This is a genomic window from Moorena sp. SIO3I8, assembly GCF_010692325.1.
In the GTDB taxonomy this organism is placed as follows: domain Bacteria; phylum Cyanobacteriota; class Cyanobacteriia; order Cyanobacteriales; family Coleofasciculaceae; genus Moorena.
In genome coordinates this window covers 1-10,998 of the sequence record NZ_JAAHHW010000061.1, presented here as the reverse complement: position 1 = coordinate 10,998, position 10,998 = coordinate 1, and the positions used below count along the sequence as shown (strand labels likewise).

Annotated in this window: 15 protein-coding genes and 1 other RNA gene; 9 read left to right on the top strand and 7 right to left on the bottom strand. The window is 43.4% G+C overall.

The annotated features are described in order from the left end of the window. Together F6K51_RS21530 and F6K51_RS21525 are read right to left on the bottom strand one after the other, a co-directional pair. Positions 1 to 329, bottom strand: a 329-nt coding sequence (locus F6K51_RS21530) for an Rpn family recombination-promoting nuclease/putative transposase (RefSeq protein ID WP_293023967.1), incomplete at its 3' end; no start/stop codon positions are given. 820 nt (positions 330 to 1,149) lie between these two features. Further along, a complete protein-coding gene (locus tag F6K51_RS21525; RefSeq protein ID WP_293023964.1) occupies positions 1,150 to 1,314 on the bottom strand; it encodes a hypothetical protein in 165 nt (54 codons plus the stop codon). 257 nt (positions 1,315 to 1,571) lie between these two features. Here F6K51_RS21525 and F6K51_RS21520 point away from each other — a divergent pair, with 257 nt between their 5' ends. Together F6K51_RS21520 and nblR are read left to right on the top strand one after the other, a co-directional pair. Beyond that, positions 1,572 to 1,772: a hypothetical protein gene (locus tag F6K51_RS21520; protein WP_293023962.1), complete on the top strand. Its 201-nt coding sequence runs from the start codon at positions 1,572 to 1,574 to the stop codon at positions 1,770 to 1,772. A gap of 269 nt (positions 1,773 to 2,041) precedes the next feature. Continuing rightward, complete coding sequence (gene nblR / locus F6K51_RS21515; protein WP_293023959.1) at positions 2,042 to 2,737, top strand: response regulator transcription factor NblR; 696 nt, start codon at positions 2,042 to 2,044, stop codon at positions 2,735 to 2,737. Here the strand turns inward: nblR and F6K51_RS21510 are convergent. Further along, on the bottom strand, positions 2,690 to 2,923 hold the full coding sequence (locus F6K51_RS21510) for a hypothetical protein (RefSeq protein ID WP_293023957.1): 234 nt from the start codon (positions 2,921 to 2,923) through the stop codon (positions 2,690 to 2,692). The two genes, nblR and F6K51_RS21510, sit on opposite strands and share 48 nt — an antisense overlap. 233 nt (positions 2,924 to 3,156) lie before the next feature. On the opposite strand from F6K51_RS21510, the gene F6K51_RS21505 reads away from it, so the two are divergent. From F6K51_RS21505 to F6K51_RS21490, 4 genes are all read left to right on the top strand, one after another. Then, entirely contained in the window at positions 3,157 to 3,723 is a 567-nt protein-coding gene (locus F6K51_RS21505) for a DUF192 domain-containing protein (RefSeq protein WP_075900041.1), read from the top strand. Positions 3,724 to 4,598: 875 nt separating this feature from the next. After that, entirely contained in the window at positions 4,599 to 4,790 is a 192-nt protein-coding gene (locus tag F6K51_RS21500) for a DUF2949 domain-containing protein (RefSeq protein ID WP_293023953.1), read from the top strand. Positions 4,791 to 5,107: 317 nt separating this feature from the next. After that, entirely contained in the window at positions 5,108 to 5,287 is a 180-nt protein-coding gene (locus F6K51_RS21495; RefSeq protein ID WP_293023951.1) for a hypothetical protein, read from the top strand. A 27-nt stretch (positions 5,288 to 5,314) separates the two neighbouring features. Beyond that, entirely contained in the window at positions 5,315 to 5,668 is a 354-nt protein-coding gene (locus F6K51_RS21490) for a hypothetical protein (protein WP_293023949.1), read from the top strand. A gap of 196 nt (positions 5,669 to 5,864) precedes the next feature. Here F6K51_RS21490 and nfi read toward each other — a convergent pair whose 3' ends face one another. Together nfi and ispD are read right to left on the bottom strand one after the other, a co-directional pair. After that, on the bottom strand, positions 5,865 to 6,536 hold the full coding sequence (gene nfi, locus F6K51_RS21485) for a deoxyribonuclease V (protein ID WP_293023947.1): 672 nt from the start codon (positions 6,534 to 6,536) through the stop codon (positions 5,865 to 5,867). Positions 6,537 to 6,617: 81 nt separating this feature from the next. Then, the gene (gene ispD / locus F6K51_RS21480) at positions 6,618 to 7,322 is read right to left on the bottom strand and encodes a 2-C-methyl-D-erythritol 4-phosphate cytidylyltransferase (protein WP_293023945.1); all 705 of its coding nucleotides are present in this window, start codon (positions 7,320 to 7,322) and stop codon (positions 6,618 to 6,620) included. Positions 7,323 to 7,449: 127 nt separating this feature from the next. Between ispD and F6K51_RS21475 the strand changes: the two genes are divergently transcribed. Further along, on the top strand, positions 7,450 to 8,412 hold the full coding sequence (locus F6K51_RS21475; protein WP_293023943.1) for a glycosyltransferase family 9 protein: 963 nt from the start codon (positions 7,450 to 7,452) through the stop codon (positions 8,410 to 8,412). Positions 8,413 to 8,672: 260 nt separating this feature from the next. Here the strand turns inward: F6K51_RS21475 and F6K51_RS21470 are convergent, their stop codons facing one another. Next, entirely contained in the window at positions 8,673 to 9,176 is a 504-nt protein-coding gene (locus F6K51_RS21470) for a CRR6 family NdhI maturation factor (RefSeq protein WP_293023941.1), read from the bottom strand. 124 nt (positions 9,177 to 9,300) lie between these two features. Between F6K51_RS21470 and ssrS the strand changes: the two genes are divergently transcribed. Continuing rightward, positions 9,301 to 9,483, top strand: a non-coding RNA gene (gene ssrS / locus F6K51_RS21465) — 6S RNA. Between the two features lie 289 nt (positions 9,484 to 9,772). Here the strand turns inward: ssrS and F6K51_RS21460 are convergent. After that, positions 9,773 to 10,138 carry a single-stranded DNA-binding protein gene (locus F6K51_RS21460; RefSeq protein ID WP_070393269.1) on the bottom strand — a complete coding sequence of 122 codons (366 nt, stop codon included), beginning with the start codon at positions 10,136 to 10,138 and terminating at the stop codon, positions 9,773 to 9,775. A 378-nt stretch (positions 10,139 to 10,516) separates the two neighbouring features. Between F6K51_RS21460 and F6K51_RS21455 the strand changes: the two genes are divergently transcribed. Next, on the top strand, positions 10,517 to 10,998 hold a 482-nt coding region (locus F6K51_RS21455), incomplete at its 3' end, for a rod shape-determining protein (protein WP_293024042.1).

Here is a 10,998-nt window from a genome sequence, read left to right as displayed (position 1 = left end):
GCTCCTTTATCCACATTGCGGCTCGGGTAAATCACCACACCACGCCAATCATTGCTGAGTTTAGTTTTGTTTAAGTACATGAAAATTTCGGTAAAGAAGCGGGAGTAAAATTCAGAGTCCCTCTGAAATTGGACTTCTACAAAATAAATCGGTTGTTGGGCTGTGGTGGTTGTCGGCAGGAATACTCCATCAATTCTAAATGCTAGTTGTTTGACTTCCACAGAGGCGAATTGATAAGCTTGTGCTTCTGTAGGGGAATGGTTAATTAATTCAAAGAAGATACTGGGAAACGATTGAAACAGGCGATAGAAGATGGTATCGGTTTTCACATTTAGGTCATTACTTAACTATAGCTATACCTATAGTAACATTAATCGTAATGGTAATGATAATGGTTAATGTAGTTAAACCAGACACAAGCAGGGAACCCGCCCGTATATGGATGTATACTTGAATCTAGGAAACAATTCCTTACCCTAGAGACTGTTGTTTGTAAAATCACACAGAATCAGACCTCAAAAACGGCTGCCTAACTCCCATAACCTATTACCTATTACCCATTATCTAAAAAAAATGATTCAACACTTACTATCCCAAATCAGCGAGCAGCTTAAGCAACAACTAATTCAAGACATCTCTACACCTCAAATATAAATTGTTGCTCAACCCATTACCGAATCACCAACAACACTACCACACATCAGCATCTATCCCGGTAAATGGGAAATTTCCTCAACATTTAGATCAACCCATCCACAACAGTTACATCCGGAGCAACAAAACCCCACAATAATTACTACATGCAGGGAATTTCAACAAGAATTTTTCATCGATATCTGCGACGCTGACCTAACTAACTTAGAAAAATTAGCTTCCCTGACGACAGGGGTTATTTTAACTAACGACAAAGAACTAATCGAAAATTATAATTTATCAACGGCTAACAATTATCAAGCACAACAAACAGCTACAACCCACACGATTAGCCAAATTACTATCCTTGAAGGTAGCTACGATTATCTGAATAATACCCCTAAGCTTCAACTAAAATGGCAAGTTATCGGTCAAGTAAACTTTAGCAAAACTATCACAGATATTGAGCGTTTGATTGAAGAAATTGAAATTAATCAAACTGTAAGCAGTCAGCGGTCAGCTTAAAACAAGGTAATGGGTAATGGGTAATAGGTAATAGGTAATGGGTAATGGGTAATGGGTAATAGGTAATAGGTAATAGGTAATGGGTAATAGGTAATCGGGAATTGGTGGCACAGGCTTCGACGTATTAGCTGTTCGCGTAGCGTGCGCGTAGCGCATTAGCTGATAGCTGATAGCTGTTCGCGTAGCGTGCGCGTAGCGCTTAAGCTGATAGCTTACGGTATTCTCTGAAAGAGACCCTACGCGATGAAGCGTTCGCGTAGCGTGGCCAAAGGCCTCAGCTTCCGCTAAGAGCGATCGCTTTTTTTTATTACCTCTAAAACTTCCCCAAAAATATTTTTAAAAACCCTTGACAACTTAAACTATAATCATTACAATAATCAATATAAACCCACAATGATTTCAAGTTTCGACTTATGTCAAAAAAAATTAACCAAAACCTCAAGAAACAACCTGTTGAGCACACTCTAAAAGGTCCTCGTCAAGCCGTAATCTATAGTATGCAAAGGTTTTATTCCCTTGGCTATGGGGAGATTGCCGACTGGAGCCCTCTGGAGCCTACTGAAACGCCAGGAGAAGTGAAGACAACCATGATGAAGTATTGGCTGTTGCCATAACACCTTAAATTTCTGGGGGGGCTTCCCCCCAGAGCCTTGGCTCCGGTCTGGTCCCGTAGGGTGGCCGAAAGACCAAGGTCAATCAAATAGGATCACATCAGTTTCGGTTTGGGAACTAAGTGACATAAGTCATTTAAATAGCCGTGGATAGTATTTCTACGGCTATTTTTTTTACAACTTACCCACTCAGCAGGATTTAATGAGGACATGCTAAAACAGGGTTGGTATTCACCATAGTTATATGCAGCTTGTGCTGACAAGCATTATCTATGCCAAATCTGACCCTGGAAAGGAATCCCTGTGTCTTAGTTGTAGAAAACGATCAAATATTGGCGGAACGGCTGAGTCAGGACTTGAAAGAAGCAGGTTATCATACCGTCATTGCCCTTGATGCCACCGTTGCTTGCCATCAAGCCTGTGAACTCCAGCCAGCAATGGTGGTTGTGGATAGAGCACTTTCAGGAGAATCAGGGCTGAGATTATGCGATCAGCTCAGACGTGAAGGCTCTCGCGTACCTGTAATCATGCTGATGGCTCATGACCGAGTAGAGGATCGAGTGGCTTGTATAGAAGCAGGAGCTGATGATTATTTCCTGAAACCCTATCGCACAGAACCATTTGTGAAAATGGTGCGCCTTTATCTAGAGCCAAAAACAGGAGGCTCCGAGCAGCTTAGGTTTGGAGAACTAACTTTAGACCTAAGCCAGCGTAGAGCAATGCGCAATGGACGGGTTATTGATTTGACCATGAAAGAGTTTGAGCTGCTCAAGTATTTGATCAGCCATCCCAGGGAAGTATTAACTCGCGAACAAATTTTGGAAAATGTTTGGGGTTATGACTTTATGGGAGAGTCCAATGTCATCGAAGTCTATATTCGCTATTTACGTCTCAAGATAGAAGATGAAGGTGAAAGGCGATTAATCCAGACAGTGCGTGGTGTTGGTTATGTGTTGCGGGAGGCTTAGGGTTGTGGGGTTGAAGGTTGTTCGCGTAGCGTGGCCAAAGGCCAAGGTTGAAGGTTGTTCGCGTAGCGTGGCCAAAGGCCAAGGTTGAAGGTTGTTCGCGTAGCGTGGCCAAAGGCCAAGGTTGGAGGTTGTTCGCGTAGCGTGGCCAAAGGCCAAGGTTGGAGGTTGTTCGCGTAGCGTGGCCAAAGGCCAAGGTTGGAGGTTGGAGGTTGGAGGTTAGAGGTTAGAGGTTAGAGGTTGGAGGTTAGAAGTTGGAGCTTGAACGGTGTTGGGTGAAACTATACTAGTGGCTGAGTAACCAATCAATGCCATGGTTCGCACTTCCCACTCCCGACTCCCGACTCCCGACTCCCGACTCCCGACTCCCGACTCCCCACTTCATACTTGATACTTGATACTTGATAATAGGGAAAAGGGCTATGAAGTTTCAAATCACTCTATGTTCAATAGCACTAAGTATTTTACTGATGGGCTGTTCAGCAGGGTCAGTTCCAGAAGACACTATAAATAGTAACTCTGTCAAATCTGGTCAACCGCCAGCAACAGCGCCATCAGTATCACAATCACCAACCAAATTAGGTCAAATGTTACCAATTTCTGCTGAAGCTGAAATCGCAGGTGAGCGGATTTCGCTGGAAGTGGCACAGACCCGTGAGCAAAAGGCAATGGGGTTGATGTATCGCCTATCTCTAGCACCGGATCGGGGCATGTTATTTGGCTTCTACCCACCACGACCTGTCAGCTTTTGGATGAAGAATGTTAAAATCGAGCTGGATATGGTCTTTCTAAGAAATGGGGAAGTAAAAGCGATCGCAAAATCTGTCCCCCCCTGCGAAACCGATGAATGCCCTACCTATGGTCCAGGAATGAAAATTATTGACCAAGTGATTGAACTTCGTGGCGGACGTGCGGCTGAACTGGGTCTGAAAGTAGGTGACCAGGTAAATGTCAAATTTCTGGATGGGAGTACTACCGCACCTAACTAATATAGCGCTACGCGCAAGTTAGAAGTAAGAAGTCAGAAGTCAGAAGTAAGCGATTACTTACGTTTCGGAGTTATAGTTAAATGCTTACCTCTGTCGTGGGGCTTCTGGCGGATTAAGCTAAATTAGGGTAATCTTTCCTAAGACAGATGTAAAAATCTCGCAAATGACTATACCCTTGATTACTAATGGCTACCCTTGACATAATTAATCAAGGTTGGGAAAACAAGGGTAGGGGTGACGCTACTGAGTCTTAGCGGTGAATCGCTAAGTTGATGGTGTGAGAGAGTAGTCAGTTATAGCGTACGCCAGCCAAAGTTTTTAACTTGACAGACGCTTGTCACTCAAGCGCCTTAGGGAGTGTGTATTTAAAACTGTCGAATTTTGCTTGACTTAACCATATGAGCTACCAGGGTCTTGCCAACTCACTGTGTTGGCAAGGTCTAGGGGTGATGCTAGTAGGGTATTTCATCTCGATACTGGAAAGAAAGCGATGCAGCGCCGACCTGCGGGGGTTTCCCCCATGAGCGACTGCATCAAGACACATAATATTGCTGTTCTAGGTTGACGAAAATCTCAGGTTAGCAGTGATTTAGGACACAGGTAATCAGCCTTGTAACCCTGAAAATTTACACAGGGGTACTAGAGTGCTAGTCCTGTCATCCTAAACCCTAGTCGGGTGATGATTGGGAAAGTTAACTCTTTTCCTATGGGATTAATTATCCTTAAAACCTGAAAATTACTGACTGTTTCTATGTCAGTTATAACCGACGCTTGTAATTTCCTAGTGGACAGATGAGATAGTGGCTACTGATGGTTTACACATTCAGATTACTAATTCCAAAATAGAGCCTATTAAAGGAGGTGAAAGACAACTAATGGCACCAAAAACCTATACAAAATTCTTGCATTTTCTCCAAGAAGAGTTAGCAATTTCAAGAGATTCAATTGCGATCGCACAACGACACCGGGAACAAGATCCAGGACTTTGGCCAATGATTCTTTGGCAGTATGGTTTGGTAACTCTGGAGCAATTAGATAAAATTTATGACTGGTTGGAAACAGCCTAAAACCTGATCAATCAATCAGGGAGGAGAGACAAACTATGTCTAAGGAGCTATGTCTTTGGGTTAAAATATCCCTCAGACAAATTTATAATTCTACTTTGTCCTTAACTATTTATCCCCTTATCAAAAAGAGCGATTTCATAAGTGACTCGCTCTTTTTGTTAGATCTTGGCTATCCCAATGTAACTATCAATGTAACTATTCAGCCTACCGCTATCCGCTATCAGCCATTAATAGTATGCCTTTAGCCCTTCAGCTAACTGCTAATAGTTCAATGCTTACAATGAAAGTCCACATGAACTATAGCGGGTTCTAACCTAATGAGGTACACAGGATTTTTTCCCTGTTCCCGATTCCCGATTCCCGATTCCGGATTCCCGATTCCCGATTCCGGATTCCCGATTCCGGATTCCCCATTACCTATTACCTATTACCTATTACCTATTACCCAAAAATTTGTACCTCACCTAATTGAAAACTGCTATAGTCATAATGGGTAGTAAGATAACTAATGGGGTGGAAGTACTTTGAAACGAACAATCGTAATACTCGGTTTTGGATTAATCTTAGGAATTTTTATCTCACAGTTTGTTCCACCCGCCACAGCTTCTATAACTGTTGTAGAATCCCGGATTGCTTCTCTTGAATCTGAGATAACTAACTTGAGATTTAAAATCAATCAGTTAGAGTCTCAGTTACGTCAGGTCAGCCAGTCAATTCCTGACAGTAATCGACCCAGTCAACACCACATACAATCACCAACTGATACCTATAGCAGGGTAGACCCTGAACACCCAATGTTTAAGCGTCTTGCTACCTTAGTAATAGAACTCAAGGAACGGGTTAATCGATTAGAAGAAGAGGTATTACCAAAAGAATGAAGAATGAAGAATGAAGAATGAAGAATTAAGAATGTAGAAGGAAGAATGTAGAAGGAAGAATGTAGAAGGAAGAATGTAGAAGGAAGAATGTAGAAGGAAGAATGTAGAAGGAAGAATGTAGAAGGAAGAATGTCAAATTCTTAATTTTCAATTCTTCATTTTCAATTCTTAATTCTTAATTCTTAATTCTTAATTCTTAATTCTTAATTCTATTTGATGCTAGTTGATCAGCCCAGCGAGTTGTTTCTGGTAATCGATACTTAGATGTGCAGCGCAATACATAATCAATTGCTGTGGGTAAGCTGATGCGATGACCAATGGAAACATAGACTGGCTTAACTCCAGTCCGAGTACGCACAACGGCTCCAATGATTTCTCCATCATGGCTCAGCGGTTGCCAATTACCTTTGTTTTCGGGCAACTCCTCATGATAACCAATGAATCGGGACTTAGCCACACCAATGGTAGGAATATCTGTCAGTACCCCCAGATGGCAGGCAAGACCAAAGCGACGAGGATGGGCAATGCCCTGACCATCACACAAAATTAAGTCAGGGATAATGCTAATTTTTTCCAAAGCATCCAGTAATACAGGGACTTCTCGGAATGATAGGAAGCCTGGTACATAGGGAAAGGTAGTGGGTCTGGATGCGATCGCATTTTCCCTCAGCTGCAAGTCGGGAAAGCTTAAAACTGCTACTGCTGCCTGTGATATAGCGCCATCCTCCTCAAAACCTACATCTACACCCGCAACATACTGCACTTCCCCCAACTGATCTTCAGAAATTACCTCAGGTTGTAGTTGTTGTTGAATTGCTTTAGCTTCTTCACTATTGACTGGCCAAGGGTGGCGTTGTTGGATCTCCATAGTGATTTCATTATTGGTACCTGGCAATTTTCTATTCCCTGGCACAACAGAAACGATAATTAATTATAATCAATTAATTAATTAACTAGATTTGGTCTCACTGAGATCAAAACGCTGGCGCAAGATAAATTCTGCGATCGCTAAATCAACTGGGGTAGTTACCTTCAAATTCGTCTCCTCCCCTTCCACAATCTTGACTGGCAAGCTGCACCGTTCAAACAAAGCGGCATCATCCGTAACTTCCCAGCCAGCCTTACGTCCTTGGTCATGGCACTGTTTCAACAACTTCACCTCAAATCCCTGGGGTGTCTGTGCTGCCCACAATCCCTTCCGATCCGGTGTATCTTGAACAAGATTGGCTTCATCCACTACTTTAATGGTATCCTTAACAGGCACAGCGGCAATTAGACCGGGACAATCCATTAAGACTTCGGCACACCGTGCCAGTAACTCAGGGGTAGCTAAGCATCTAGCACCATCGTGAATCAACACCCTTTCGGCTTCTGCTGGTAAAGCCTGCAAGCCATTATAGACAGATTCTTGCCGTGTTTCCCCCCCCTCAATCAACTCCACAGGTTTAGATAGGGCAAGTTCAGCTAGAATTGCTTTAAACTCTGGCCAGTCATAGGGTTGTCCCATGATCCCAATCCAGGTAATACTACTGGCTTTCTCTGCTGCTAGCAGTGTCCAAGCCAGTATTGGTTTACCTAGAAGTGTTAAAAGAAGCTTATTGCGATCGCTCCCCATCCGTCGTCCCATTCCGGCTGCTGGAATTAATAAATGCACGATTTTCTACCTCTTAGCTGCTGCTTCATGCCTGAGCTTAGGATAATATGCCCTCGATAGAATTCAGAATTAGTCCTTCCAGCGTCAAGTTAAAATTAATCTGATCCGTAAGCTCAAGCAATTTGAGATGAGAATACTAGCCCTTGTTCCTGGTGGAATTGGCGACCAAATCCTGTTCTTTCCCACCCTCTCACAACTAAAACAGTATTATCCCAAAGCTGAGATTGACGTTATTGTGGAACCGCGAGCCAAGGGGGCTTATCGGGTTTGTCAGTCAGTCGATGAAGTTCTAACCTTTGATTTTAAAGACCGCAATGGTCTCGCAGATTTTGGTAACTTGTTGGGAGTGATCCGCGATCGCGAGTACGATGCTGCCATGACCCTAGGACGTCGGTGGTCAGTTGGGCTGTTGCTCTGGATGACTGGTATTGTGCGTCGAATTGGTTACCAAGCTGGTTCAAGGGATTTGTTTTTTACCAACCCTGTGCCCCTAAAAACTGAGCAGTATGCTGCCCATATGTACCATGACTTACTACTAGGTTTCGGTATTAACGTTCCTTGTCAAGAACTCGCTGTTAGGGTTCCCAAATCAGATATTGAATGGGCAGAAGCTCAACAGCAACAGCTAGAGATTCCAGAAATTGGCTACATTCTTATTCATGGCGGTTCTAGTCAACTCGCTCTGTCCCAAGGAATTGATAAAATCTACCCAGTTGAGAAATGGCAGAAGATTGTTGAAGACATTCGCCAAAAACAACCAGATCTGCCCATTGTCTTGCTAAAAGGGCCAGAGGATGCAGAATGGTGCCAGGCGATGATGGAGTACCATCGTGACCTCAAGGTTACTGCTCCAGAAGATATTGGTAAATTGTCAGCCATGATTGCCGGTGCTAATTTGATGCTGTGTACCGATAGTGCACCGATGCATCTAGCTGTAGCTGTTGGTACTCCTACCATTGCCTTGTTTGGTCCGACAGAGGCAAACAAACTACTACCTGCCAAGGAGGGGGTATACGGTATTCAATCACCTACTGGTCGGATTGCCGATATCAAACCGGAAACTGTATTAGAGCAAATTTGGGGTAGCTAGTATAATTCCAGTATGTCTTGAGGAAATCATCAGCCGCTTTTCTCTTTTCCCCAAACTCTGTTTAAGATGGGAAGCTGACGCTATAGGGGTTGATTAAGATAGATCATCAACCCGATGTGGAGTTATACTTTGCACAGGTACTTTGCGCAGGCATAAACTGCCCTTTGATAGTATCTCTTGTCCAACTATAGCGTTTCTTGTACTTATCAGCCCCGGCTCCATCTACCCATCTCCCTATCCATCTTTTTTATGATGGGTATTCAACCAGACTTGATATCACCCCCTGAGGTCTCGATCAGATTAAACAAAGTATCATCTAGTTCATAGCCGAGTAACTGAGCCATCGACTTGAGGCGGGATGGGCTCTGTATACCCCACTCCTTTAACCACTGACTTAGTACAAAGATTTTCTGCATCACGAAGATTTCTAAGGCTTCAGAGTTGTACTGGATGCCTTCTGTACGATTAAATTGGTGAGGCACTAGCATAGCAGTATAGCGGACGAATTCCCCAGATTTCCAATCTAGTAGAAAAGGTAACCAGGGATAGGTAGCATCCAAGCGCACAAACCATAACCGCACCTCTGGGATTTCTGAGAATTCCCGAGGATCCTCAGGATCGCAATCAAAATCAATCTTAAAGCCTAGCTGCTGCTCATAGTTTGCGATCGCACCGTCTTGCAGCCACGTTTCAATCACTGTCTGAGCTGGAGACAAGTCTAAGGTTTGGAAATGGTTAGTATTTAAGGAAATGATTGTAGTCACGCAATAGTTCCAATATCAATAAAATCAGTCAAGTCTTACACTATTTTCTCCTGCTAGGCATTTCCGTGCTCAAACACCTAGATGTTGCACATATTTTGATCAACTACTACAATAGAGTCAGCAGGTTTTACTGGGAAGTTGGTGACTGCCAATAGTGTTTTTTGATCTATGCTCATATATATAAGGGAACTAATCGGATTTGCGGCAGTAGACTGGGAAAATACCCAGAAACTTCAAGCGAGATTCGACAGTGCCCACCTGGTTAGCCAGGTCATAAACTGAGGTAAGACGGCTTCTTGGTGAACCTGTAGGATCAGAAAATGTGGTCTTAAGGATGTGCAACTAGTGATCGGCAACTGGTAAGTAATAACCATTACACAGGAATTGGCTGAAAAGCAATACATCTAGTTCATAGCATTAGTTAAGCAGTAGAACTAAGTATTTTAACCATAAGTATTTTAGCCATAAGTGTTTTAGCTTATACTTAGGGCGACGACCGAAGGAAGAACTCGCGTTACCTATACTCATGAGCTATTAGCTTCCTGGGAAGCTAATAGCTAGACTAGTAAAGAGGTGTGAGTGTAAATCAAAACTATTCAAAATTCGGTGTTATCATAGCTACTTACAGCGCTCGGATCACTATCACGCTTAGAGCCAAGTAAATCAAGGCGCTCTACTCGGATCACAGGTTGTGAGCGATCAGCTCCGGTGGTGCGATCGCTCCAAGTGTCAATTTTCAAAGACCCTTTTACACCAATTAAGCTACCTTTACGCACATAATTAGCAGCTACTTCCGCCGTCTTCCCCCAAATCTCTAAGTTGAACCAGTCAGGCTGATCACTATTGCGTGTCCGTCGTCTCACTGCCAGGGCCAGTTTACACAATACACCGCCAGACTCAAAATACTTAACATCTGGGTCTGTACCTGCACGACCGACTAAATGGACAACATTGAGACTCATAGTTATATTGGTACTTTTGTACTGATTATGGCTCTACAATAGCAGATTGAGCTGGTGTATAACAATTACTAACTTATTTTAAGACTTATTTTAAGTGACCGAAGCAAGTCAATCATCCAGAGTATTCTAGTCAACTTGAGCTTAACTTGAGCCGGTGAAACCGTTATGTATTTGCAGCTAGGTGTATTTGCAGAAATTTCTTCCAAATAGTATCCGGAGAATCATGATCACCTAGTGTACTAGCGTACTAGACTAACTGGAAAAAACATAATAGAATCCACCTCAGTTACAGTTCCGGTGCAATTTCGGTTGTACACAGCATTTTGTGAGGCGTAGAAACTAGTGAGTATTTTGAATCACTTTTCCCTGTCACGGGACATGGGTATAGACCTGGGTACAGCTAACACCTTAGTCTATGTATCTGGTAAGGGCATTGTTCTTCAAGAGCCTTCTGTGGTTGCCATTGATCAAGACGAAAAGCTTCCTCTAGCCGTAGGCGAAGAGGCAAAAAAGATGTTGGGAAGAACCCCAGGTAATGTAGTTGCCCTACGTCCTTTACGGGATGGTGTGATTGCCGACTTCGATACCGCTGAACTGATGCTGAAGCACTTCATCCAGCGGGTAAACGAAGGCAAAGCCCTAGTTTCACCTCGGATTGTGATTGGTATCCCTAGCGGTGTCACAGGTGTGGAACGACGAGCCGTCATGGAAGCCGCATTACAGGCTGGTGCTAGAGAAGTTAGGTTAATTGATGAACCAGTAGCAGCAGCCATTGGTGCTGGATTACCTGTAGCAGAACCAACCGGTAACATGATTATTGATATCGGTGGAGGCACCACTGAGGTAGCAGTTCTCAGTTT

What these genes read in the sequence shown, in the direction of transcription:
- F6K51_RS21525 (WP_293023964.1), bottom strand. Translation starts at nt 1,314, where the DNA reads ATGCGCTACGCGCACGCTACGCGAACAGCTAATACGTCGAAGCCTGTG.
- F6K51_RS21520 (WP_293023962.1), top strand. Translation starts at nt 1,572, where the DNA reads ATGTCAAAAAAAATTAACCAAAACCTCAAGAAACAACCTGTTGAGCAC.
- nblR (WP_293023959.1), top strand. Translation starts at nt 2,042, where the DNA reads ATGCCAAATCTGACCCTGGAAAGGAATCCCTGTGTCTTAGTTGTAGAA.
- F6K51_RS21505 (WP_075900041.1), top strand. Translation starts at nt 3,157, where the DNA reads ATGAAGTTTCAAATCACTCTATGTTCAATAGCACTAAGTATTTTACTG.
- F6K51_RS21500 (WP_293023953.1), top strand. Translation starts at nt 4,599, where the DNA reads ATGGCACCAAAAACCTATACAAAATTCTTGCATTTTCTCCAAGAAGAG.
- F6K51_RS21495 (WP_293023951.1), top strand. Translation starts at nt 5,108, where the DNA reads ATGAGGTACACAGGATTTTTTCCCTGTTCCCGATTCCCGATTCCCGAT.
- nfi (WP_293023947.1), bottom strand. Translation starts at nt 6,536, where the DNA reads ATGGAGATCCAACAACGCCACCCTTGGCCAGTCAATAGTGAAGAAGCT.
- F6K51_RS21475 (WP_293023943.1), top strand. Translation starts at nt 7,450, where the DNA reads ATGAGAATACTAGCCCTTGTTCCTGGTGGAATTGGCGACCAAATCCTG.
- F6K51_RS21460 (WP_070393269.1), bottom strand. Translation starts at nt 10,138, where the DNA reads ATGAGTCTCAATGTTGTCCATTTAGTCGGTCGTGCAGGTACAGACCCA.